The following is a 22,940-nucleotide window of genomic DNA, read 5'->3' on the forward strand; positions in this document are numbered from 1 at the left end:
ATGGCCGCGGGCGACCGTGTGACCGCCCCCGGGCACATCCAGTACGGCGACGAGCTGCTGCTCGGCCCCGGTACCCCGTTCCGGTGGCGCACCCTCTCAGGCTGGGAGGAACTCCCCGCCCTCGACGCCGGAAGCGTCAACCGCAGCGACGCCCACGGGAGTTACCCCGGACGCCTGCTCGCGCAACCGCGCACGATCACCGTCGACGACATGATCGTGCGCGCGCCAGCCTCGACCATCGGGGCCACACTGCGCGCGCTCAATGCCGCGACCGCGGTCGTCGACGACGAGCTGCCGCTCGTCGTGTGGCTCGACGACCGCGGGCCGCTGCTCGCCGGCGCTCGCGTCGTACGCCGCGCCGTGCCCGTCGGCCTCAGTTACCGGGTCGGCACGATCACCGGAGCAGCGATCCAGTGGGAGGCATCCGACCCGCGTCGGTACGCCCTCGTCGAGCAGCAGGTCGAGACCCGACTGCCCATGCCCGAGGCCGGCCTCGACTGGCACCTCGACCCCGGGCCCGAGCACCTCGCGTACCCGCTCATCTTCGGCGAGCCAGGCAGTACGGGCACCGTCGCCGCCCTCAATGAAGGCGACGCGATCACGCATCCGCTGATCACCTTCCGCGGGCCCGTGGCGCTGCCCTCGATCACGAATCTCCGTACCGGCGACGTCCTCGAATACGACATTGAACTCGCCGCCGACGACACGCTGCTCGTCGACACCGCGGCCGGCACGGTGACGCTCAATCGCACCGCGAGCCGGCTCTACACCGTGACCGCGCGCAGCGTCCCAGAGAACACGTTCACCCTCACCCCGGGCACGGCCTCGCTCGCCTTCCGCGCCGCCCCGGGGTCCGAGGACCCGCGCGCTTCCTGCTCGATCAGGTGGCGCTCGGCCTACTGGTAAGGAGGTGGCCTGCCTGTGACCGTGCGCGCCGGATGGCTGCTATCGACGGGGCAGACCCGCGCAGATACGCGCCTCGTGCCACTGGGCACGATGGTGCCCGAGTCCCCCATGACGAGCCGCGACGGCGTGATCGCCGGCGGCGACCCCCTCGCCGCGACCGGCGCCGGGCCCATGCAGGTGCAGATCGGCACCGGCCGCGCCATCGTGCAGGGGACAACCACGCAAGGGGCGTACCCGGTGGCTGTCACCAGTCCCGAGACGCTCACGCTCGCCGACGGCCACGCGCAGTACGCCCGCATCGACTCGGTGGTGCTCAAGGTGTACGACGAGCTGTACGACACCGACGAGCAGACCGCGGTCGCCATCGAGATCAGGCAGGGAGCGGCGAACGCGACGCCGACCCCGCCGACGCTCCCGGCCGGCGCGCTGCGGCTGTGGGATATCACCGTGCCGGCCGGCGCCTCGGCCGGCACGGGCGGAATCATCTGGAATAGCGCGCTTGCCGACCGCCGCCGGTACACCGCCTCGTACGGCGGGATCATCCCGCGCGGGTGGGGAACGTCGTTCACCGGCGCCTACCCGGGCCAGTACCGTGACAACGGCACCGGCCTTGACCGGTGGGACGGTACGGCGTGGCAACCGCTCACACCGTCCGTGGGATGGACCGCGGTAACCCTCGCTTCTGGCTTCTCGAACAACGGCAACGCGCAGGGCGCCGTGCGGTACCGGCGCATCACCATCGCCGGCGTTCCGTTCCTACAGCTCCGGGGCGGCGTGTCGTGGACGACGTCCGGCACGATCCCCAACAGCGGAAACCTGCTCGCCTCGGTCCTGCCGGCGAACTGCCGGCCGGCCTCGCTCACCTCCCTACCGATCGCCGCCGGCGGCGTCGACATCAAGCTCGACGCACAGACGTCCGGGCAACTGCGGCTGATCAGCAGTACAGGCGTGACCACCTGGGCCGCTCTGTCCGGGGTGCAGTACCCGCTCGACGCGTAAGGGGGTGGCCCGTTGCCCGCTCCCACGTACCGGGCGCTGCTGTGCGATCTCCGGTCCGATCAGGTCCTCGACGCGCTGCCGCTCACCGACGTGTCTCTCGACGACTACATCGGCAAGGTAGGCGCCGCCTCGGCAACCATCCCGATACCGAACCGGCAGCTTGCCGACCGAGCACGGGCCGCGGTCGTCCCCGGCCGTACGGCCCTGTGGATCGAGCGGGGTACCGAAATCTGGTGGGGCGGCGTGCTGTGGACTGCCAACCTCACCAGCAACGAGCGCGGGTTCCTCGGCCTACAGATGCAGGCCGGCGGGTGGGCGAGCTACCTCGACCACCGCGTGCTGTTCCACACCCAAGAGGCCAAGCAGACCGATCAATTCGACCTCGTCCGCGCGCTGCTCGACTACGCCGCCGGCCTGCCCGGGGGCGACATCGGCATCGAGTACGGGCCCGAGCTGTCCGGAGTGCTGCGCGACCGTACGTACAGCCGCTACGACCAACCCCGCATCCGTGAACTGATCGACCAACTCGGCGCCGTCGAGGACGGGTTCGAGTGGCGCATCGCCAGTCACCGCGACCCAGGAAGCGGCCGGCGGGTCAAGCGGCTAATGGTCGGCTCGCCGACCATCCGGGCCGGCACGTCCGAGATCGTGCTCGACCACCCCGGGCCCGTGCTCGCCTACGGGTGGCCGATCGACGCCACCGTGCAGGCCAACGTCTGGCAGTCGCGCGGAGCGTCGGACAACCGCAACCAAGCCGCGGAATCAGTACCGATCATGTCCGAGCTGCTCGTCGACGAGGGCGAGCTCGCGGCCGGTTGGCCGCGGCTGGACGGGACCTCGGACTACTCCACCGTGACCGAGCCGGCCACCCTCGCCGCCCACGCTCGGGCAGACCTCGCCGCCTCGCTGCACCCGCGCACCATCCCCGAGGTGACCGTCGCACTCGACCGCGTCGCCCTGTCGCCGGCCCTGCTCGGCGCAACGATCCGACTCCGCATTCGCGATCTGTGGTGGTCCGAGGGCCTCGACGAGCGGTACCGCGTCGTTGGCCTCGCGATCTCCCCGCCCCTCCGCGGCCGGCCCGAAACCGCCCGCCTGTACTTGGAGGCCGCCTAGTGGCTGCGATCCCGCAAGACCTGCTCGACCGAATCCGCGAGCTCGAACGCAAGGTGCGCGAGCTCGCCGGCCGCTCGCAGATCCGCCCCGCTCTAACCGAGGTCCTGCACGGCGACGTCGTCATTGGTGAAGGCGGGCGCCTGATCGCACAGGCACCGAACGGGAACCGGGTGTTCATCTCGGGCCAGACCCCCGAAGGCGATTGGGCCGTCGGCATGGGCCGCGAGAACGGAACGCCAGCCCTAACCGTCGGCGACGACGTCAACACTGGTGGACAGATGATCCGCACGTTCTCACGATCCGGCCAAGTGATCGTGATGGATGACGCGTTTGCCGACGGTCACCTCGGCCGCCCGTGGGTGCCGATTCCCTGTGCTCCCCTGATCAACTTCACGAACGACGAAGAGTTCGCGCTCTACTCCGGGCAGATGCTCACGCAGCACAAGGTGCTGCGGGTCAACATGCAGCTTTCCGGCCCATCCGGCACGTCCGCACAGGTGCTTATGCGCATCGGTGGCACGCAGTACGGGCCCACATGGACCCTGTCGAGCTCGGCAACCATTCGGGACGTGAACGAGCGCGTTGTGCTGCCCGCGGCCGACTTCCCGTACGGCCGTGACGTCTCGGTCGTGATGTGGGCCCGCCGCACTGGCGGCACTGGAGTGTGCACCCTTCGCGTGCGTGGCCTCTGGGGCGTCAACACCATCACCGCCGACGAAGCCAACTAGGAGGGCCCCGCGCAGTGCTGCCCGAGAACATCCCCACCGTCACCGTGCGTGGACGATTCCTCTTCCCCGACGGGCGCCCCCTGTCGGGAAGCCTGACGTTCCGAGCCCCCTCGCAAATCACCTTTCCGCAGTCCGACGTCATCCTCGGTGGCCCGGTCGTCGTGCAGCTCGACGCACAAGGCGCGTTCGAGGTCACGCTGCCAGCCACCGACGCGCCGGGCATGGACCCGGCCGGCTGGTCGTACACCGTGAGCGAGCAGCTCGCCGGCGTCCAGCCGGGCCGCTCGTACGCGCTGCTGCTACCGGCTGAGCAGCCCGAGGTCGACCTCGCCGACGTCGCCCCGCGTGACCCGAGCAAGCCGCAGTACGTCGCCGTCCGGGGCGCCTCGGCGTACGAGGTCGCCGTCGCGGAGGGGTTCACCGGAACCGAGCAGCAGTGGCTCGCGTCGCTCGTCGGGCCCGCCGGGGCCGAGGGAGATCAGGGCCCCGTCGGGCCTGCCGGCCCCCGGGGTCCAGCCGGACCCGCCGGAGCCACGGGGCCGGCCGGCGTCGTCCAGTCGGTCAACGGCCGGTCGGCCGCCGACATCGTCCTCGCTGCCGCTGATGTCGGCGCGATCCCGAGCACTGCGGCCGGCGCCGCCGGCGGCGTCGCTACCCTCGGCGCCGACGGCAAGGTGCCCACTGCACAGCTCCCCGCCACTTCGGGCGGCGGCGCAGTCACGTCCGTCAACGGCAAGCAGGGCGACGTCGTCCTGAACGCCGGCGACGTCGGCGCAGCCTCGGCCACGCACACCCACACCGCCGCTGATGTGGGAGCGGAGGCCGCCGGCACCGCGGTACTGCTCGCCGGCACGCAGACGATCAGCGGCGCCAAGACGTTCAGCACAGTGCCCTCGTCGACCGCGGCCCCGACGACCGCGAACCACCTCGCCCGGAAGTCGTACGTGGACGCCGCTGCGTTCGCCGGCGAATGGGCGCCCGCCGATCACGGACTGCTCGCGTGGGCATTCGACCCCGTGCTCGGGCAGTCGACTGCCCTTTACCCCGGCTCGGGCCCGATCCGAGTTACTGCCGTGATCCTTCGGGCGCCGGCGACGATTAACCGCGTCGTCTGGTTCGCGACCGGTTACGCCGGCGGACTCACTGCGGGATCGTGGGCAGCGATCTACAACAGCGCCGGCACCCGCGTTGCAGCGACCGGTGACATGTCCACCGCCGCGTACGAGCCGGCCGAGGTGCACACCGCCGGCGGCGCGACGATCAGCTCGCCACTGACCGCCGCGTACTCGGCCGCGGCCGGTATCTACTACGTGGCCTGGCGACTCCAGTACAACACCACGACCGGCGACGGCCCGATGCTGCTCGCCGCCGAATCGGGCGCCGGCTCCCCGCCGAACCAGTTCGGATACACAGTGGTTCGCCGCTTCGGCGTCTACTCGACCGGCGCCGCCTCGGCCCCGGCCTCGATCAACGTCGCCGCCATGGAGAACGGCGCCAACCGCTTCTGGTGCGCCCTGGCCTGACCCGCCCCAACCGCAGCCCCGAGCCAATCCGGCCCGGGGCTTTTCTCATGCCCGAGGAGGGCCTCTTGCAGTTCGTGACCCGTGCCCAGTGGGGCGCCCGTCCCTCCCGCTACGCGCTCACCTACGTGCCCAGCACACGCGGCGTGAAGATCCACTATGAGGGCACCGCCGTGCCGGCGTCCCTGGCCCGCCCCCAGAACCACGACCAGTGCGCCGGCCGCGTCCGCGCCATACAGGCGAGCCACCTCGCCAACACCAAGGAGAACTACAGCGACATCGCGTACAACGCGATCGTCTGCCCGCATGGCTATGTGTACGAGGGGCGCGGCGCCCACAAGAAGACCGGCGCCAACGGGAGCAGCTCGCTCAACTCCGCGCACTACGCCGTGTGCGCCATGGTCGGCAGCTCCGGCCTGACGACCCCGACCGACAAGCAGCTCGCCGGGCTGCGCGACGCCGTCGAGTGGCTGCGCAAGAGCGGCGGCGCCGGTAACGAGATCAAGGGACACCGCGACGGATACGCGACTGCCTGCCCCGGACCGGCGCTGTACGGATGGGTGCAGAAGGGCGCCCCGCGTCCCGGCGGCACCACGCAGCCCAAGCCCAAGCCGCCGGCGTACGAGCCGTTCCCCGGCGTCGAGTGGTTCAAGAAGCACCCCCGCTCGCCGATCATCACCGCCATGGGGCGGCGACTCGTCGCCGTCGGCTGCTCCGCCTACCGCGAGGGCCCCGGCCCCCAGTGGACCGAGGCTGACCGCCAGTCCTACGCCCAGTGGCAGCGCCACCTCGGCTACCGCGGCGACGACGCCGACGGGTGGCCCGGCCGCGCTTCCTGGGACGCGCTGAAGGTCCCCAAGGTCTGACCCCCGACCGCCCCAACCACGGGCCGCCCGCACACCGCAGGCGGCCCGTTCCCCTTTTCATGAAGTGAGGTACAACCCATGACCGACGCCAACCGTCGCACCGCCCGCACCATCGTGCAGACCGCGGTCGCCCTGGCCGTACTGCTGCCGGCCATCGTCGACGCGTCCGGCATCCCCGCATCCCTCCCGTGGGTCGCCGGCGCGCTCGCCGTCGCCGGCGGACTGGCCCGCGTGATGAGCCTGCCCGGCGTACAGGCCCTACTGCCCGCATGGCTCCGCGCCGAGCCGACCGCCGACGACCGGCTGCTCGCCCTGTCCCGAAAGGAGGACCCCACCGAGTGAGCGCAGCAACGACCGGCGTCGCTTCCCTCGACGCCGCGGTGATCTGGTGCGGCGCGGTCGTTGCCATCACGGGTGCGCTCACCCTCGTATGGCGGGCGACTCGATCCGTGCGCCGCATCGCCGGCAAGGTCGAGGACTTCGTCGACGACTGGCAGGGAACACCGGCCCGCCCGGGTGTGCCCGCCCGCCCCGGCGTCATGGCCCGGCTCGGCATCATCGAGGCCCAACTCAAGAGCGTCGAGCACGAGCTGCACCCCAATTCCGGAGCATCGCTGCGTGACGCGGTCGACCGAGTCGACGAGCGCACGCGCCGTATCGCTCCCGACGACGAACCGTAGACACCCGCGCCCCCGCTGCCGGCCTCGTGCCGGAAGCGGGGGCGCTCTTTGTCGTTGCTGGACATGCGAGAGGACCCTCGACGGCCGCGGAACGTCGAGGGTCCTCTCTAGGGGGTCACCATGCGCACGACTTACACAGACGCGGGCATGGGAACTATCCCCCCTTCCCTGCCGCCGTCCGCCCCCGCGTTGGGAGACGAGTTCGGGCGGAGGCGGTGGGTTTGTGGGGCGCGTGCGTGGCGCGCGTGCTTCCTCTTGGGCGGTGGCTCGGCGAGGATCGTGACGCGCACGGTGTCCTGCCAGCAGAAGCAGGTGTAGGTGTACCCGTCCCGGTCCAGCGGCGGCGGCGTGAAACCCCTGTGCGGGTTGGGCAGCAGCGCCCACATGATCAGCAGCGCGAACAGTAAGGCGCACACGGAGAGGATCAGCACTCCCCAGAACACACGGTCGTTGGACATCATGCGGCGGCGCTCCCTTCGTGATCGACGAGCGTGAAATAGACCGCCTTGGCGTGATCACCCAGGACTCGAACGCTCCAGTGGTCGGCGAGGGCGTTCACCAGCAGCAGGCCGCGCCCGTGCTCGTGCTCGTCGTGGGCGTATCGGTCTGCGGGAACGAGCAGCGGCAGCTCGTTCGGGTTGTTGTCGCGTACGACCACGGTCGTAGACCAACGCCCGAGGGCCACGTCGAGCGTGATGAAGGGCGTACGGCTGTGCCAATGGGCGTTAGTGACCACCTCGGAGGTGCAGACCCGGGCCGGCTCGACGAGCCGCGACAGATTCGCGGTCCGGAGCAGCGCGGCCACCAAGTCTCGGGCGATCTTCGGCGTAGTGGGCAGGTTTCGGGCGATGAACCGGTAGCTCACGCCCGTCACACCCGGCGGTGTGGGAGGTACTAAGGCTGTGTTCGTCATGTCGTCGTCTCCCAACGCGATCCGTAGCTCGCGCTGCTTGCCACCGTGGCTTCGGCCACATGGGGGGAGCGCGGGCGTGCTAAAGCACGCCGCGCCGTGGCTGCACTGCGGTTTTACCGGCAGGCTGCGCGGTGCTGTGAAGACGGTAGCGTGTGCGTATCAACAGTGGTACCCCTCGGGCTCACTCTTGCAACGAGGTGGACCCCTGTTAGGACACGAGCCACACTGAGACCCGACAGGAGGGGAACCCATGCCACCCAGGAAGGCCCCGACCGCGCGGCAGCGTCGGCTCGGTGCGGAGCTGCGCAAGCTCAGGGAGCACGCCGGCCTATCGCTCGTCGACGCGGGTGCGCTGCTCAGCACCGATCGGACGAGCATCAGCAACACCGAATCGGGCCGCTTCGGCGTGAGCGGTGAACGCGTGCGCACGTGGGCGAGCCTGTACGGATGCCCGGATGAGAAGTACGTCGACGCACTCGCGGACATGGCAGAGGAGCGCGGGAAGGGGTGGTGGGAGGACTACCGGAACGACCTTTCTGCCGGCGCGCTCGATCTGGCCGAGCTGGAGCACCACGCGCGTGCGCTTCGCGCCGTTCAGATCATGCACATGCCTGGCCTGCTCCAGACCGAGGACTACGCTCGGGCCGTTTTCGAGGAAGCCGTTCCACCGCTCAGCCCGATAGATCTTCGACGTCGACTCTCACACCGTTTGAAGCGCCGCGACGTGCTCGACCGCCCGAACCCGCCGACCTGTACTTTCCTGATCCACGAGGCCGCACTGCGGATGACGTTCGGTGGCCGCGAGATCGCTCGCGCCCAGCTCGACTACCTGCTGAAGCAGTCCGAACGAGACAACGTGACCGTACGCGTCATCCCGTTTCACGTCGGAGGTTTCCCGAACGCCGGAAGCTCGACACTCTATGTGTACGGGGTAGTGCCCCAGCTCGACACGGTGCAGACGGACACGCCGCACGGCCCCGCGTTCCTGGACGCTGAAACGCGTCTCGCTAACTATCGAGCCGTTCTTGATCGCACCGAAGAGAAATCGCTCGATCCTGAACAAACGCGCGACTTTATCCGCGAAATTGCACAACAAGTATGAAGGCGTGGGAATAGTGGAAATCAAGTGGCAAAAGTCCTCATACTCGACGGACTCTGAGGGCAACTGCCTGGAGCTCGCCGAGCACGGCGGCGAAATCCTGATGCGCGAGAGCGACAATCCCGGCGTGATCGTGCACACGAGCCGCGAGAAGCTGCTCGCCTTTCTGCTGGGTGCCAAGGATGGCGAGTTCGACAACCTGATCTAACCCCCGCCAGCACGAGCGGCCCCCCGCCAACCGGCGGGGGGCCGCGTTCGTTGCTCGTATCAACCTTTGTCATATGCCGTCTCACTCATTAGACGTCAAACGGTTGATACGCAACTGTCGCTCGCGCTACGTTCCCGGAGCACCGAACGGGCCGTCTCAACGAGACCGGCACCGATTCACTGCTGAGGGAGGGCGAGGGTATGCACGCCTCAACCGGTGTGATCAGCGTCAACACGGCAAGGTTGCCCATTCCTTCCATGTGCCTCATGGGGCAGGGCTGGTGTGACTCGTGAGCGTGATCATGCCTCGCGCGGTCACGCCGGACGCTTCGTTCCTCTGCGAGCTCGTGATCGGGTACGGCCGAGACAGCAGCGGTAACCCGCACGTGCGGATCAGTCATCCCGAGGTCGGTTGGAACGGTTCAACGGTCACCGTCGAGCGGTTGCTGCTCGGCCTCGCGCACGGGCTCGGCCTGGCCTATGGACACGCCTACCCGGACGCCGGCCGGCTGCTTCACTACGTCCCGCCCATCTGGGCATTGGACTACGGGCATCCCGACACGGCGCTGAACATGCCTCCACCGCCGAGGGGCTGGCAAACGCTCGTGCGGTTCCGCGGCTTCACATTCGCGCGCGTCAACCTCGATCCCAACCTGCCGGCCCTGCCTCAAGATCAGCGCCTTTTCACCGGCCGCATCGGTCTGCGGACGAACGTCCCCGCAAGCCTGATATAGCCCCGTGCGGCAACGCGCCGAGCTGACGTGCGCCCCCGTTGTTTCGCGCCCTCGGCGTCGGCTGGTTCCGCAGACTGTGACGGTCAACTCAGCAAGCGGCGAACGGAATTGGGTTCATGAGCACCACGATCATCACCGAACACCCGGCATGGCGCACGACCCCCGACGGTGGGCAGGCCCGCCTCGTCGAGCACCAGGGCGCGGCATGGCTCGCCGTGTGGGACCAGCAGCGCGAGCACCTGCTGCTGCGCCCCCTGGGAGGTGACTCCGTCGAGCCGCCGCCCGTCGCCTACACCTCCCCCATCGACCTCCCGACCGCGCCCGAACCCTCCCCACTGCTCGATGCGTTGGTGCGTCTGGGCACCGTCGCCCGACTCACCAATCCCTCACTGTGGGACGCGATCGTTACGGCGATCTTCCGGCAGGTCGTCACCGCGAAGCAGGCCCGCAAGCGACACCACTCCTTCTACCGCGCGTACGGGCGCAGCTTCACCACCCCAGCCGGCGAGCTCGCCCTCACCCCGACCCCCGAGACGATCCTCGGCCTATCGGACGACGGTTTCGCAGCCGTCGGCGCGATGTTCAACCGCACGGCGCTGCGCGCAGCCGCCGAGGCGTACCTAGAGCGCGGCGAGCACTGGACGACCCTCGACCCCGAGCGCCTGATCAAAGAACTCGACGAGGTCCCCCGCATCGGTCCGTGGACCGCAGCAGCAGCCGCGGCCGACTTCACCGGTGACTTCTCGATCTATCCGCACGGCGACCTCGCCGTGCGGACATGGGCCGGCAAAGCGGCCCCGGGTCTCAGCTTCCCAAGCTCCGACCGAGAGTTCGAGGCCCTGTGGCGCCGATGGGCGCCCGCTCGCAACCAACTGCACGCCCTAACCCTGTTCACTCTCACATGGGGGAGCCATGACCTTAACGGCCACGGAGGACGTACGCACCGCTCCTGATCTGATCGCCGGCGCCGACCCGCACCGCATCCTCGACGCCCTGTTCGTGAACGCGCCGCTACGCGACTACAGCCTGCGGCCCCGGACGAACGACTACACGCTGCCCGTGCTGGGCATGGCCTACATCGCCACCTACGCACAGCAGGCCGGTTTCAACGTCGGAGTCCTGGACGCCGAGGCGCACGGCCTCGGCGTCGACGACACGGCGCGCCTGATCAACACCGTCCGCCCCCGCTGGGTGGGAATGAACCTGCTCGCCCCCACCTATGAGATGTCCGCCCGGATCGCTGCCGGCCTCGACCCCGGTATCGCGCTCATGGTCGGGGGACACCACGCCCGCGCGATGCCCGCCCGCATCCTCGACGATCCCCGCATGGTCAATCTCCAAGCACTGGTGATCGGCGAGGGCGAAACCCGCGTCGCCGCCCTGCTCGCCGACAAGCGCCGCCGCGCCGAGCTGCCCGGGGTCATGTGGCGCGACCGCCTGCTCGGCACCCACGCGGCCGGCATCCCGCGCGACAAGGCCGCGCACTGGCTCAGCCCGGATATCGACGCCCTACCGCTCGTGAACCGCGAGTTCCTGCCGCAAGACCCCTACATCGCCGACGACGGCCGGACCGAGGCGAACATCGTCGGCAGCCGGGGCTGCCCGTACGACTGCGGGTTCTGCGGCGCCGCCGTCTCGGCGAACCCCGACATCAAGATCAGGCCCCGCTCACCCGAGGGCATCGTCGACGAGCTCGACCACCTGCACCAGACCTACGGGACGACCGCGTACCGGTTCGTCGACGACCTGTTCCTCGGCGCTAAGCGGGTGATCCTGCCGCAGATGGAGGCGTTCACCCGACACAAGATCGGCGACCGGTACGTGTGGGACGCCACCGGGCGAATCAACGTGTTCGACAAACTCGACGACGCCATGCTCGACACCCTCAAGGCCAACGGTCTCCGCGAGGTCGCCCTCGGCATCGAGTCAGGCAGCGACCGCGTGCTCGCCGGCATGGACAAGCGGATCACGGCACAGATGACCGAGCACGTCGCCGCCCGCCTGCTCGAACGCGGCATCGGCGTCAAGGGCTATTTCATCCTCGGCTACCCCGGAGAGGAGCAGGAAGACCTCGACGCCACCGTGCGCCACATCCACAACCTGTGGACCATCGCCGACCGAACCCCGGGACGTTTCCGAGCGAGCGTGTTCGAGTTCCGCCCCTACCCCGGAACGCCGATCTGGAAGACGCTCACCGACGCCGGACACCAACCCGAGACACTGCTCGCGTACTCCGACGTCGACCTCACCGCCGACGGCGCCGACGAAAGTATGCGCGCCCGAGACGAGTTCAACTTCTCCGTCGGCGTCCAGTTCGGCACCGTCCCTCTCCCCAAGCTGCGCGCCACACTCGCCAACCTCACCCGCGAGCAGCACGACCGCAACCGTATGGGGGTCGTCGCGTGACGAGCACGCATCGTGGGATGTTCCTCACCGTCGACGGCCCGAGCGCCGTCGGCAAGTCGACCACCGTCGCGGAGCTCGGCCGGCTGCTGACCGACCGCGGCCTCGACGTCTACAGGACGACTGAACCCTCAACGAGCGAACTCGGCGAGTTCACCCGCGCCAAGGCGAACCACATTCACGGCCGTGCCCTCGCCTGTCTCGTCGCTGCGAACCGGTACGAGCACATCGAGGTCGAGGTCGACCCGATGCTCAGCACTGGTGCGACCGTGGTGTGCGACCGCTACCTCGCATCGAGCCTTGTTCTGCAACAGCTCGACGGCGTGCCCGAGCCGTTCGTGCTCGCGCTGAACCGGCACGTCCTGCTGCCCAACCTCGCCGTGATACTCACCGCCGCCCCCGACGCCATCGCCGCGCGCCTCGCCGAACGCGGCAAACGCCATCGCTTCCACGATGACCCCGCCGGGCCGACTCGCGAGGTCGAGCTCTACGCCAAGGCTGCACAGACGCTCACGACGCTCGGAGTACGCGTACTGCTACTCGACACCACCAACACCACCCCTCCGGACGTAGCGCGCCGAATCGCCGACGAGCTCACGGTCGCCCCCGGTAGCGTCAACAACCGCACCGACCCCGCACCGCGCACGCAGACCTCGTGACCACCGGACCCCGAAGAGAACACGGAGCACCACCCATGCAAGGCACCTGGGACACCGTCGAAAAGCTCGTCGCATGGCTCGACGACAAGAGCGCCGCGCCCGCCGACATCGCCCCGCTTCTCCGCGTGCTGAAGATCGTCGAGGAGGCCGGCGAGGTCGCCGAAGCCGTTCACGGCGCCTACGGGTCCAACCCCCGCAAGGGCAACAGTCACACATGGGACGACGTGCAGGCCGAACTCTGCGACGTGATCCTCACGGGCATGGTGGCCCTGAAAACGATCACGCCCCACGCTGAGAAGGTGTTCAACGAGCACGTCGGCCGGATCGCCGATCGCTCGCTGCGCGCCTGAGTACGGCGCTCCCTGCTCCACCTCCGAGACGCCCGTCGCAGCCGCTCACGGCTCGGCGGGCGAACTCATTTCACCGCTTTAGGCGTCAAGCACCTGTCCCGCACGCTTTACGACAGGCGGTTCAACGCTCCACGGGAAATTAATCCATTCATCGGTGCGCTTCCACACATACTCGCACTTCACAAGGCTGTGCGACTTCTCGTAAATCACAGCGGACCGCACTTCGGCGACGTGATCGAGGCAGAAGTCATGCACCAGCTTGAGCGTCTTACCCGTATCGGCGACGTCATCCGCGATCAGGACTTTCTTATTAGAAAAGTCGATCGCATTCGGCACCGGGGCTAGCATTACTGGCATTTCGAGAGTCTGACCGACTCCAGTGTAAAACTCGACGTTTACCAGATGGATGTTTTTGCAGTCCAGCGCGTACGCCAGACCGCCGGCGACGAAGACACCGCCGCGGGCGATGCTCAGCACGACGTCCGGCTCGTACCCATCGTCGGCGATCGTCTGGGCAAGCTCGCGCACAGCCGCGCCGAACTTCTCGTAGGTCAGGTTCTCGCGTACGGCAGTCATGGTCTCTCGCAGCTCTGGGGACGTCTGGGGGGTTAGATACGGCCGCACTGGGGCCGGCGCGCGGCCCTGGCGACGGGTGCCGTGCGGGGAGTCGAGCGATAGCCGCACCGCGCCCCTACCCGCTGTGCTTTACTCGGATCACTACAGTGGGTCTTGCGAGGGACCTCGAACGTAGTGCCGAGCTCACTCCCGTGATCGCTACACCGGGTCTCGCTCGGCGCAACCAGGGTGGTGCCGACGCCCGTGTAGAACTCCACGTTCACCAGGTGGATGTTCTTGCAGTCCAGCGCGTAGGCGAGACCGCCGGCGACGAAGACCCCGCCGCGCGCGATGCTGAGCACGATGTCGGGCTCGTAGCCGTCGTCCGCGATGGTCTGGGCGAGCTCGCGCACCGCGCGGCCGAACCCTTCGTACGTGAGGTTCTCCCGTACACCACTCATGCTCACACCTGCGTCCGATGGAAGTTCTGGAAGGACCGCGAGGCCGTGGGCCCGCGCTGCCCCTGGTACCGGGACCCGTACCGCTCGCTGCCGTACGGGAACTCGGCCGGCGAGCTGAGCCGGAACATGCACAGCTGGCCGATCTTCATCCCCGGCCACAGCTTGATCGGCAGGGTCGCGAGGTTCGACAGTTCCAGGGTCACATGTCCGGAGAATCCGGGGTCGATGAAACCCGCGGTCGAATGCGTGACGAGACCAAGCCGCCCGAGCGAGCTCTTGCCCTCCAGCCGGGACGCGATGTCCTCGGGCAGGGAGATGACCTCGTACGTCGAGGCGAGCACGAACTCGCCCGGGTGGAGGATGAACGCCTCGTCCCCCTCCGGCTCCACCAGCCGGGTGAGATCGGCCTGCTCGACGGCAGGGTCGATGTGGGGGTAGCGGTGATTCTCGAACACCCGGAAGTAGCGGTCGAGCCGCACGTCAATGCTCGAGGGCTGCACCATGGATTCGTCGTACGGGTCGATCCGCACCCGTCCGGATTCGATCTCGGCCCGGATGTCCTTGTCAGAGAGAAGCACGTCCCGAGGATACGCAGAGCGCGCGGGCCCGCCCCAATCGGACAGGCGCCGCGCGCTCTCCCACCAGCGGCGACGGGCGGCGGGACGGTGCCCCCGCCCCTGCGGGCTACCCCCGCCCGGCGACCCCGGCGGCCGCCACGGGCACGGCGCTCCGCAGCCGCGCGCACCGGGGACAGCGGATGAGCCGCCCGGGCCCGATCCTCCCGGCACCGAGGTTCTGCATCGGGAACGTCGCGGTACTGAACACATGCCCTTCGGCACACCGGACGACGGTTCGCTCCATGGAGTCCATCAAGCCCTTTCCCCAACAAGCGGTGGACGAGACAGCCACATTAGGGGATCAACAGGACACCGCTCCAGGCGGCACTCCGGCCCTCACCCTACGCCCCAACTCCCCACCCTCGCGGGCGGGATCACCCCACCCGACACACGAAAACCCCACGGCGCGATTCACCGGGGGCTGCAGATGAGGTACAGTGAGCGACGATGCGGCGTGGATCTCCGGCCGCTGTGCGGGTGTAGTTTAATGGTAGAACATGAGCTTCCCAAGCTCAGAGCGCGGGTTCGATTCCCGTCACCCGCTCCACAACGAAGGCCCTGGTCAGTGACCGGGGCCTTGTTTGTTGTCCGGGTCCTGTTGGGAGGGTGTGGGGCGTCTTCTGTTCGTGGGTGGGTGGCCGGTCGGTGCCACGGGGACGCGTCGGCACGGGGTGGGTCCTCGGGGGCCTCGCGCTGTGGGGGGTGTTGGGGGGCGGGGGGCTTCGTGGGGGTGGGCCTAGGATCCGGGGCATGGGGCTGATCACGAGTGACGTGGACCGGTTCGAGGCCGCCAGGCCGCGGCTTGCGGCCATCGCCTACCGGCTGCTCGGCTCGGCGAGTGAGGCGGACGACGCCGTGCAGGAGACGTACCTGCGCTGGCACGCCGCCGACGTCGGGCGGATCGAGGTGCCCGAGGCCTGGCTGACGAAGGTCCTCACCAACATCTGCCTCAACCAGCTGACTTCGGCGCGCGCCCGGCGCGAGACATACGTGGGGCAGTGGCTTCCCGAGCCGCTGCTCACCGGCGACCCGATGCTCGGCCCGGCCGACACCGCCGAGCAGCGTGAGTCGGTGTCGTACGCCGTCCTCGCCCTGCTGGAGCGCCTGTCGCCCAACGAGCGGGCCGTGTACGTGCTGCGGGAGGCCTTCGACCATCCGCACCGGGAGATCGCCGAGATCCTCGACATCACCGAGGCCGCCAGCCAGCAGATCTACCACCGGGCCAAGAAGCACGTCGCGGACGGCAAGGCCCGTGCCCGGATCGACGAGGCCGCGGCCCGGCGCATCGTCGAGGAGTTCCTCGCCGCGGCGACCAGCGGCCGTACCGAACCCCTCGTACGCCTGCTCACCGCGGACGCCGTCTCGCTCGGCGACGGCGGCGGCAAGGTCCCGGCCCGCGCGACGCCGCTCGCGGGGGCGCTCGCGGTCGCCTCGTTCCTGCGCGGCCTGTTCAAGCCCAGCAAGGCCAAGCGGGCCCTCCTCGGCGGCGCGCCCGAGCTCTACGCGACGACCGCCAACGGCGGGCCCGCCGTCGTCGCGGTCGTCGACGGCCGGGTCGTCGCGGTCAGCTGCCTGGAGGTCGGCCCGGAGGGCATCGTCGCGATCCGCAATCAGGCCAACCCCGACAAGCTCGTCCGCGCGACCGAGCAGTGGGCCGCCGCGGACCACGGGGCGCCGCTCCACGTCCTGTGACGCGGGCGTGACGCAGGCCACAGTCCGTTCCTGTCAGGAAACGCGGGGCTGCCCGGTTCAAGGGGCGACACCACGCCGGACCACGGCGGGCCCCGCCCAGACAGGAGCACGGACATGCAGCACCGCATCGTCGTCCTCGGAGCCGGCTACACCGGAGCAGTCGCCGCCGGGCGCCTCGCCAGGCGACTGCACCGCGAGGACGTGACCATCACCGTCGTCAACCCCGAGCCCGACTTCGTCGAGCGCGTACGGCTGCACCAGGTCGCGGCCGGCCAGGACCTCAGGCCCCGGCCGCTCGGCGAGATGTTCGCGGGGACGGGCGTGGAACTGAGGCTCGCGAAGGTCACCGCCCTGGACGTGGACCGCAAGACGGTGACGGTCGCCACCGCGGGCAGCCCCGAGCGGGAGGAACTGGAGTACGACACCCTCGTCTACGCCCTCGGCAGCGGCTGGGACGGCGGGGGCGTCCCCGGCACCGCCGAACACGCCCACGAGGTCTCCAGCCGCCCCGGCGCCCTCCGCCTGCGCGCCCGCCTGGCCGCGCTGGCCGCCGGCCGGCCCGTCGTCGTGGTCGGCGGCGGGCTGACCGGCCTGGAAGCCGCGACCGAGATCGCCGAGGCCCGCCCGGACCTGGACGTCGCGCTGGTCGCCCGCGGCGCCCTCGGCGACTGGCTCTCGGGGAAGGGCCGCGCCCACCTGCGGAAGGTGGTGGACGGTCTCGGCATCACGGTCCACGAGCACACCCGGGTCACCGCCGTGGAGGCGGACGCCGTGACGACCGACGACGGCCGGACCGTCCCCGCCGAGGCCACCGTCTGGACCACCGGCTTCGCCGTCCACCCCATCGCCCAGGCCACCACCCTGGAACTCGCCGACCGCGGCCGGATCGTGGTCGACGCCACGATGCGCTCGGTGTCCCACCCGGACGTGTACGCCGTGGGCGACGCGGCGACGGCGACCGGTCCGGGCGGCAGGCCGCTGCGCATGTCCTGTGCCTCGGGCGTCCCCATGGCCTGGCAGGCCGCCGACGCCATCGCCGCGCGTCTCACCGGCACCAAGGTCCCCCGCGTCTCCATCCGCTACTTCCAGCAGTGCGTCTCCCTCGGCCGCGGGCAGGGGCTGATCCAGTTCACCACCGCCGACGACCGGGCGAAGGACAGGGTCCTCACGGGCCGGGCGGCCGCCCGCTACAAGGAGCTGATCTGCAGGGGCGCGGCCTGGGGCGTCGCCAACCCGACCGCGGGCATGCCGTCCCGGCGCCGCCGTGTCGTACGGCGGGAGACCGGAAGCCGCGCACGGGCGCGGGCAGCGGTCTGACGCCGCCACCGCCCCGACTGCCGCGAGCAGCGGCGCCCGCATCACCGGGGCCGGGGCCGGGGGCGGGGGCGGGGGCGGGGGCGGGAAGGAAGACGGTCCGCTTCCGCCCCGGCGGCGCCGCCCGTCATCCATCCACCGCCTCACACCACGGGAGAGGGACCACACCATGAATAGACGGACCATGACCAGACGGACGACGGCCGCGCGGGGCGGCCTCACCTTCCTCAGGGCCGCCATGGCCCTGCAGACCCTGACCCTCTTCTTCCAGGCGGTCACCGCCGGGATGCTGCTGACGTCGTCCCACGGCTATCTGCTGCACGACGTCGGATCGAAGGTGATGTACGCCGCCACCCTGCTGTACGTGCTGGCCGCGATCCTGGCCTGGCGGCCGGGCGGCGGATCCCCCCGTCCCGTCCTGTACGCCACCGGTTTCCTCGTCCTCGCCTCGGCGCAGGTGGCGCTGGGCGTGGCGCACGTGCCCTCGCTCCATGTCCCGCTGGGCGTGGTGATGTTCGCCCTGAGCACCCTGCTCCTGGCCCGGTCGCTGTCCCCGCACGTGCCGCCGGGCCCCGCCGCCACGCACTAGCCTCCGAGGCGCCTCGGCGCCGCCGGCCGGCCGGCACGCCGGTCCCGGCGGCGGGCCGGACGTGCCTCTGCCCCTGCGATCCCCCGCTTGGCCAGTTCATCCCTCTCGGAGAGGCAGGTTCCTCATGTCCGCTCGATCCGTGCTCGCGCTGGGCGTCGCCGTCGTGGTCGGGACTCTCGCGTTCGCCGCGCCGGCGGCCGCGGACCCGTCGGTCCAGCCGGTCGCCGCCAGCGTCTACACCGTGAGCGCCGGCCGGGCCGGAGCGTCGCTGTCGGCGCTGGCCGGTCTCCTCGGCTCGGTGGCCGGCGGCCTGGCCCTGGCCCGCCGCACCGGCACGCGGGGCCGCCTCGTCACGTGGGCCCGCCGGAACGGAGCGGTCACCGCTCTCGTGGCCGGTCTGGCCGCCATCACCGTCGGCGGGACGGTCGCGGCCGGCGCCGAGGGCGGCCTCGGCACCGGCAACGGGCTCGGCGGCGCGTACGTCGCCATGCTCCTGGGCCTGACCGCCGTCACCCTCGGCTCGCTGGCCCGCTTCCGTTCCCACCCGGCCCGCTGACCGCGTCGGCCGCCCGTGTGCGTCAGCCCCAGGTGAGCGGGTCGAGGTGGAGGTAGAAGCGGAGGCGGTCGGGGTCCGGGATGATGCCGTACCTCTGGGCGAACGTCGTATCCGCCGCCTCGGCCCGCTCCTCGTCCGCCCATGTCTCGCGTGCGTTCGCGAGCAGCAGGGCCAGGTCGGCGTAGCGGTCGGCCCGGCCCAGTCGGCCCAGGTCGACGAAGCCCGACACGTCCAGGGTCCGCGGGTCGAGGATGATGTTGGGCAGGCACAGGTCCCCGTGGCAGACCACCGTGTCGGCGGCCTCCTGTTCACGGCGCCGGGGCAGCTGGGGGGTCAGGCGCGCCAGCAACTCCGCGGGAGGTGTGTGCTGCTGTTCCACGGGGAGGAAGTCCGGGTTCACGGCGCCGCGGGCCACGACGTCCCGCGCCACGGCCACCATGGCGTCCAGGTCCCGGCGGAACGGGCACTCCGGCACCGGCACCTCGTGCAGCCCGCGTACCGCGTCCGCGATGCCCTCCCAGGCGGCCCGCAGGTCGTCGGCGTCCACGCGATCGGCGGGTACGCCGCGCACGGCACTGGTCACCAGGCAGGCGCCCGCCTCACCTGACCGCCAGTCGAGCACCCGGGGGCCCGGTACGCCACGCCCGCTCAGCCACGCGATCCGGTCGCGTTCGGCCGCCAACACGGCCTCGTCCGGGGCCGGTACGCACTTGGCGTACCGGGTGCCGTCCGGGCTGCGGAAGACGAAGGCACCCGACTCGCCGGTCGTCACGGGCAGCCAGTCCCCGGCCCGGTCCACGCCGAGCAAGGCCGGCGACACAGCCCTGTGCCGGGGGTGTCCGCTCATGACGGCAACCTTAACCAGGCCCGCGTCCCGCCACGACGTGCTTTCCGGGGGCGCCGAGGTGCGCGGGGGCGTCGCGGCGCGTGGGGGCGCGGAGGTGCGCTGGGGCGCGGAGGTGCGCTGCGGCGCCGACGTGCGCTGGGGCGCCGACATCCCGATGTGCCAGGGCCTGAGTGCGTCCTCCCCGCATACGACGCCGGCCTCCACGACCACAACGGTCGTGGAGGCCGGCGTGCCGACGTGCCGACGTCTCGCTCGTACCCGGCACGCCGACCGTGTCGCTTCCGCGGCGGGGGCTGGGGCGTCGTACAGCAGGGGCGACGTACAGCAGTGCCGTCGTGCAACGGGGTCGTCGTTCAGTCGGACGTGCGGTCGAGGGCGGCCACCTCGCGTACGGCGGCCGCGATCGCGCGGTAGTCCTTGCGGAGGATCGCGCCGTGGTTGCTCGGGACCTTCGCGCTGATCTCGATGTGCGGGTTGCGGGCGGTCACCCGGTCGAGGCCGGCGCGGATCCGCTCCTGCTCCTCGCCGCGGCTCCCGAACGACGTGCCCGACGCGACGACGTACCGGGTCGGGACGGTGACGCGGTCCAGTACCGGGCCGAGTTCGCGCTCCCGGCTGATCCTGCCGATCTCGATGTTGCTCTCGGCCTGCTGCTCCGGGCTCATGCGCGGGGCGAGGCCCGTGGGGCGCAGCAGCGGCAGGACCCAGCCGAGCCGCCGGAACAGCTTCCGTATCCGCTGCTCCATCGCCTCGTCCAGCCAGTCGGACGGGAACGCGCCGTCGACCAGGACCGCGCCGATGGTGCGGTCCGGGTTGCGGGAGGCCCAGTGCGAGGCGACGAACGCGCCGTAGGACCAGCCCACGAGCACCGCCCGGTCCACGCCCCTCGCCGCGAGGACCGCGTCGACGTCCCGGACCGCCGCCTCGAAGGAGTAGTCGGCCGAGCGCTTCGACTTGCCGCGCGCCCGCTCGTCGTACGTGATGTGCCGCCAGTCGGGGCCCAGTTCGGCGACGGTGCGCCGCCAGTAGCCCTGGGTGGCGAACTGGCCGTTGAGGTAGACCACGGGGATGCCGGGGCCGCCGGTGTCGGTGACGGCCAGCGCCGTGTCGTCGACCGGCACCATGCCGGTCCACGTCGGGTGGGTCGAGGGCGTGCGGTGAGCGGTCATGGGGTCCCCCCTGGGTGTGGTCTCGCGTGTGGGTGGTGGGTGGTGGGTGGTGCGGGTGCGGTGGGGCGTTGCGGGTGGCGGCTTGCGGGTGGTGTCTGGGCCGTTGGTGGTGGCGTCACCGCCGTTGCGCGTGACGGGTGTTGTGTGCGGGCGTGGAGGCCCGTTGCGGGGGGCCGGTGGCGCCAAGGCCCTTGCTGAGGGCAGGTGTTGTATGCCTGGTGGGGCGTGTGTGTGCCGTGGCCGGTCAGCGGCTGGTGGCGGTGATGTCGCCGTAGGACGTGGTGGCGCGGATCTCCAGCACCGACGTGCCGTCGTTCTTGAGGGCGTTGCTGACACGGCCGTGGCCGGTGCCGGCGTCCAGCGAGGCCGACACGCCGGGGGCGGCGCCGACCGTGATGTCGCCGGACTGGGTGCTGAGCACGACCGCGCCGCGTACCGCCTCGGTGATCCGGATGTCACCCCTCGCGGTGCTGATCTCCGCGGGACCGCCGAGCCGGCCGACCTCGACGTCGCCGTCCACCGCCGTGAGGCGGACGCCGGTGGCCTCGTCGAGCTTGATCCGGTGGTACGCGCCCTCGAACGCGACGTCCCCGAGGCGGCCGACGCCCCGCAGCTCGGAGGCCGCGGACCTGCCCTCGACGCGGGAGCCGGCGGGCAGCTGGACGGTGACCTCCAGGGCGCCGGAGGGGCCGATGAACTGGTTCTTGGGCTCGGGCGCCTGGATCCGCAGGACTCCGTCGGCGTACTGGACGGTGGTCTGCTCGGCGGCCCGCACGTCCCGGTTCTTGGAGGGGTTGGCGGGCCGGACCTCGACGGTGGTGTCCGCGCGGTCGGCGGCGATGAACTGGACGCGGCCGGCGGGGATCTCCAGGACGGCGGAGATGGGGGCGGGGGTGTCGAACTTCTGCATCGCGGTCTCCTGCGCTCGGTTGCTGTTTCCGATGAATGAAACGCTACGTTGCTTTACAGAGCTCGACAATGTTGTTGTTGCGGGGACTGCGCATCACGGCAGGTCAGAGGCGCTCAATTGTTGCAACTGGCCTGAAGGTAATGCAATGGAGGGACGCGTGCGCGTTGCATTGACAGGAGGTGAACGCTATGCCGGCAAGAGGCTCGCCGGTCGTGCCGCGCGGGTCTCCGCGGCCGGGTCGGCGTCAACGAGCCGTTCAGACGGCCGCCCGGGGACGGAGCTCATGCCGCGCGACGGTGGCTACCGGGCACGCGCCGCCGGGGGCCGCGCGGGCGGCGCGGTGACGGTCCACGGGACCGTCGGAGCGCGGGCGGCGCGGAGGGGCGGGGGCCGCCCGCCGCCGGGAGTGGCGTCGTCCGGCGGGCAAGGGGGGCGATGGCGGTACGTGGCACCGGCACGCCCGTCAGCGGGCGGGCGCCCGGGCCAGCTCGTACGACGGCGGCCGGGTCGCGTCCGCGGCGCGGAGCGTGCGGTTCAGCCCGTGGTGGGGCGCGAGCCGGCGATGGCGCCCCGCGACCCGGTGGCGCGGGGCGCCGGGCTCACGCCTCCTGCCGGGCGTCGATCTCGGCGATGAGCGCCTCGACGCGGGTCCTGATCTGGTCCCGGATGGGGCGGACGGCTTCGACGCCCTTGCCGGCCGGGTCCTCCAGGGCCCAGTCGAGGTACTTCTTGCCCGGGAAGACCGGGCAGGCGTCGCCGCAGCCCATGGTGATGACGTAGTCGGACGCCTGGACGGCCTCGGTGGTGAGGACCTTCGGCCGGGCGGCGGAGATGTCGACGCCGGCCTCCGCCATCGCCTCGACGGCCGCGGGGTTGACCTGGTCGCCGGGGACGGAGCCGGCGGAGCGGACCTCGACGCGGTCGCCCGCGAGGTGCTGGAGGAAACCGGCGGCCATCTGCGAGCGGCCGGCGTTGTGGACGCAGACGAACAGCACGGAGGCGAGCGGGGCGGAGGGCATGCGTTCTTCCTTCACGGGGTGGGCGGAGCGG

28 protein-coding genes, 1 tRNA gene and 1 pseudogene are annotated in these 22,940 nt (G+C 70.6%); 20 read left to right on the forward strand and 10 right to left on the reverse strand.

Features of this window, described 5'->3' with window-relative positions; translation table 11 throughout:
• The 8 genes from ACSUPT_RS13505 to ACSUPT_RS13540 all read left to right on the forward strand — a co-directional run bounded on the left by ACSUPT_RS13505 (position 1) and on the right by ACSUPT_RS13540 (position 6,815).
• Complete coding sequence (locus ACSUPT_RS13505; RefSeq protein WP_436944432.1) at positions 1–906, forward strand: phage distal tail protein; 906 nt, start codon at positions 1–3, stop codon at positions 904–906.
• Positions 907–921: 15 nt separating this feature from the next.
• Positions 922–1,905: a hypothetical protein gene (locus ACSUPT_RS13510; RefSeq protein ID WP_436944433.1), complete on the forward strand. Its 984-nt coding sequence runs from the start codon at positions 922–924 to the stop codon at positions 1,903–1,905.
• A gap of 12 nt (positions 1,906–1,917) precedes the next feature.
• Positions 1,918–3,021, forward strand: coding sequence for a hypothetical protein (locus ACSUPT_RS13515; RefSeq protein ID WP_436944435.1), 1,104 nt, complete (start codon positions 1,918–1,920; stop codon positions 3,019–3,021).
• Entirely contained in the window at positions 3,021–3,749 is a 729-nt protein-coding gene (locus tag ACSUPT_RS13520; protein ID WP_436944436.1) for a hypothetical protein, read from the forward strand. The genes ACSUPT_RS13515 and ACSUPT_RS13520 overlap by 1 nt, the downstream gene beginning before the upstream one ends.
• A gap of 14 nt (positions 3,750–3,763) precedes the next feature.
• On the forward strand, positions 3,764–5,272 hold the full coding sequence (locus ACSUPT_RS13525) for a phage tail protein (protein ID WP_436944438.1): 1,509 nt from the start codon (positions 3,764–3,766) through the stop codon (positions 5,270–5,272).
• Between the two features lie 65 nt (positions 5,273–5,337).
• Positions 5,338–6,135 carry a peptidoglycan-binding protein gene (locus ACSUPT_RS13530; RefSeq protein WP_436944439.1) on the forward strand — a complete coding sequence of 266 codons (798 nt, stop codon included), beginning with the start codon at positions 5,338–5,340 and terminating at the stop codon, positions 6,133–6,135.
• A 78-nt stretch (positions 6,136–6,213) separates the two neighbouring features.
• Complete coding sequence (locus tag ACSUPT_RS13535; RefSeq protein WP_436944440.1) at positions 6,214–6,477, forward strand: hypothetical protein; 264 nt, start codon at positions 6,214–6,216, stop codon at positions 6,475–6,477.
• Entirely contained in the window at positions 6,474–6,815 is a 342-nt protein-coding gene (locus ACSUPT_RS13540; RefSeq protein ID WP_436944442.1) for a hypothetical protein, read from the forward strand. The genes ACSUPT_RS13535 and ACSUPT_RS13540 overlap by 4 nt, the downstream gene beginning before the upstream one ends.
• A 131-nt stretch (positions 6,816–6,946) precedes the next feature.
• On the opposite strand, the gene ACSUPT_RS13545 is transcribed toward ACSUPT_RS13540, so the two are convergent.
• A complete protein-coding gene (locus ACSUPT_RS13545; protein ID WP_436944443.1) occupies positions 6,947–7,276 on the reverse strand; it encodes a hypothetical protein in 330 nt (109 codons plus the stop codon).
• Positions 7,273–7,680 carry an ATP-binding protein gene (locus tag ACSUPT_RS13550; RefSeq protein ID WP_436944445.1) on the reverse strand — a complete coding sequence of 136 codons (408 nt, stop codon included), beginning with the start codon at positions 7,678–7,680 and terminating at the stop codon, positions 7,273–7,275. Before ACSUPT_RS13550 ends, ACSUPT_RS13545 begins: the two co-directional genes overlap by 4 nt.
• Before the next feature lie 298 nt (positions 7,681–7,978).
• Here ACSUPT_RS13550 and ACSUPT_RS13555 point away from each other — a divergent pair, with 298 nt between their 5' ends.
• The 7 genes from ACSUPT_RS13555 to ACSUPT_RS13585 all read left to right on the forward strand — a co-directional run bounded on the left by ACSUPT_RS13555 (position 7,979) and on the right by ACSUPT_RS13585 (position 13,180).
• Positions 7,979–8,830 (forward strand): Scr1 family TA system antitoxin-like transcriptional regulator, encoded by an 852-nt coding sequence (locus ACSUPT_RS13555; protein WP_436944446.1) that lies wholly within the window; start codon positions 7,979–7,981, stop codon positions 8,828–8,830.
• A gap of 13 nt (positions 8,831–8,843) precedes the next feature.
• Positions 8,844–9,035 (forward strand): DUF397 domain-containing protein, encoded by a 192-nt coding sequence (locus ACSUPT_RS13560; protein WP_436944448.1) that lies wholly within the window; start codon positions 8,844–8,846, stop codon positions 9,033–9,035.
• A 289-nt stretch (positions 9,036–9,324) separates the two neighbouring features.
• Complete coding sequence (locus ACSUPT_RS13565; RefSeq protein ID WP_436944450.1) at positions 9,325–9,768, forward strand: hypothetical protein; 444 nt, start codon at positions 9,325–9,327, stop codon at positions 9,766–9,768.
• Between the two features lie 116 nt (positions 9,769–9,884).
• Positions 9,885–10,721, forward strand: coding sequence for a hypothetical protein (locus ACSUPT_RS13570; protein WP_436944452.1), 837 nt, complete (start codon positions 9,885–9,887; stop codon positions 10,719–10,721).
• Entirely contained in the window at positions 10,681–12,174 is a 1,494-nt protein-coding gene (locus ACSUPT_RS13575) for a B12-binding domain-containing radical SAM protein (RefSeq protein ID WP_436944453.1), read from the forward strand. Before ACSUPT_RS13570 ends, ACSUPT_RS13575 begins: the two co-directional genes overlap by 41 nt.
• A gap of 17 nt (positions 12,175–12,191) precedes the next feature.
• Complete coding sequence (gene tmk / locus ACSUPT_RS13580; protein ID WP_436944455.1) at positions 12,192–12,830, forward strand: dTMP kinase; 639 nt, start codon at positions 12,192–12,194, stop codon at positions 12,828–12,830.
• Positions 12,831–12,865: 35 nt separating this feature from the next.
• Positions 12,866–13,180, forward strand: a complete 315-nt coding sequence (locus ACSUPT_RS13585) for a MazG-like family protein (RefSeq protein WP_436944456.1) — start codon at positions 12,866–12,868, stop codon at positions 13,178–13,180.
• Positions 13,181–13,258: 78 nt separating this feature from the next.
• On the opposite strand, the gene ACSUPT_RS13590 is transcribed toward ACSUPT_RS13585, so the two are convergent.
• The 4 genes and pseudogenes from ACSUPT_RS13590 to ACSUPT_RS13605 all read right to left on the reverse strand — a co-directional run bounded on the left by ACSUPT_RS13590 (position 13,259) and on the right by ACSUPT_RS13605 (position 15,066).
• The gene (locus ACSUPT_RS13590) at positions 13,259–13,756 is read right to left on the reverse strand and encodes a phosphoribosyltransferase (protein ID WP_436944457.1); all 498 of its coding nucleotides are present in this window, start codon (positions 13,754–13,756) and stop codon (positions 13,259–13,261) included.
• A 215-nt stretch (positions 13,757–13,971) separates the two neighbouring features.
• Positions 13,972–14,196, reverse strand: a pseudogene (locus tag ACSUPT_RS13595) (phosphoribosyltransferase); the annotation flags it as partial.
• 2 nt (positions 14,197–14,198) lie between these two features.
• Positions 14,199–14,774: a dCTP deaminase gene (dcd, locus tag ACSUPT_RS13600; protein WP_351966909.1), complete on the reverse strand. Its 576-nt coding sequence runs from the start codon at positions 14,772–14,774 to the stop codon at positions 14,199–14,201.
• Between the two features lie 106 nt (positions 14,775–14,880).
• Positions 14,881–15,066 (reverse strand): hypothetical protein, encoded by a 186-nt coding sequence (locus ACSUPT_RS13605; RefSeq protein ID WP_351966908.1) that lies wholly within the window; start codon positions 15,064–15,066, stop codon positions 14,881–14,883.
• 220 nt (positions 15,067–15,286) lie between these two features.
• Between ACSUPT_RS13605 and ACSUPT_RS13610 the strand changes: the two genes are divergently transcribed.
• From ACSUPT_RS13610 to ACSUPT_RS13630, 5 genes are all read left to right on the forward strand, one after another.
• Positions 15,287–15,360, forward strand: a tRNA-Gly gene (locus tag ACSUPT_RS13610).
• Positions 15,361–15,563: 203 nt separating this feature from the next.
• On the forward strand, positions 15,564–16,505 hold the full coding sequence (gene sigJ / locus ACSUPT_RS13615; RefSeq protein ID WP_436944459.1) for an RNA polymerase sigma factor SigJ: 942 nt from the start codon (positions 15,564–15,566) through the stop codon (positions 16,503–16,505).
• 114 nt (positions 16,506–16,619) lie between these two features.
• Positions 16,620–17,822, forward strand: coding sequence for an NAD(P)/FAD-dependent oxidoreductase (locus ACSUPT_RS13620; protein ID WP_436944460.1), 1,203 nt, complete (start codon positions 16,620–16,622; stop codon positions 17,820–17,822).
• 181 nt (positions 17,823–18,003) lie between these two features.
• Complete coding sequence (locus ACSUPT_RS13625) at positions 18,004–18,408, forward strand: hypothetical protein (protein WP_399218747.1); 405 nt, start codon at positions 18,004–18,006, stop codon at positions 18,406–18,408.
• A 124-nt stretch (positions 18,409–18,532) separates the two neighbouring features.
• Positions 18,533–18,964 (forward strand): DUF6223 family protein, encoded by a 432-nt coding sequence (locus ACSUPT_RS13630; protein WP_399218746.1) that lies wholly within the window; start codon positions 18,533–18,535, stop codon positions 18,962–18,964.
• 22 nt (positions 18,965–18,986) lie between these two features.
• Here ACSUPT_RS13630 and ACSUPT_RS13635 read toward each other — a convergent pair whose 3' ends face one another.
• The 4 genes from ACSUPT_RS13635 to ACSUPT_RS13650 form a co-directional block, all read right to left on the reverse strand.
• The gene (locus ACSUPT_RS13635; protein WP_403504494.1) at positions 18,987–19,811 is read right to left on the reverse strand and encodes an APH(3'') family aminoglycoside O-phosphotransferase; all 825 of its coding nucleotides are present in this window, start codon (positions 19,809–19,811) and stop codon (positions 18,987–18,989) included.
• A gap of 353 nt (positions 19,812–20,164) precedes the next feature.
• Positions 20,165–20,980, reverse strand: coding sequence for an alpha/beta fold hydrolase (locus ACSUPT_RS13640; protein ID WP_436944461.1), 816 nt, complete (start codon positions 20,978–20,980; stop codon positions 20,165–20,167).
• 244 nt (positions 20,981–21,224) lie between these two features.
• Positions 21,225–21,890 (reverse strand): DUF4097 family beta strand repeat-containing protein, encoded by a 666-nt coding sequence (locus tag ACSUPT_RS13645; protein WP_361653941.1) that lies wholly within the window; start codon positions 21,888–21,890, stop codon positions 21,225–21,227.
• Between the two features lie 599 nt (positions 21,891–22,489).
• Entirely contained in the window at positions 22,490–22,909 is a 420-nt protein-coding gene (locus ACSUPT_RS13650) for an arsenate reductase ArsC (protein ID WP_436944463.1), read from the reverse strand.
• Positions 22,910–22,940: the final 31 nt, after the last annotated feature.

The sequence above is a fragment of the Streptomyces sp. SudanB25_2051 genome, assembly GCF_964272635.1.
Taxonomy (GTDB): Bacteria; Actinomycetota; Actinomycetes; order Streptomycetales; family Streptomycetaceae; genus Streptomyces.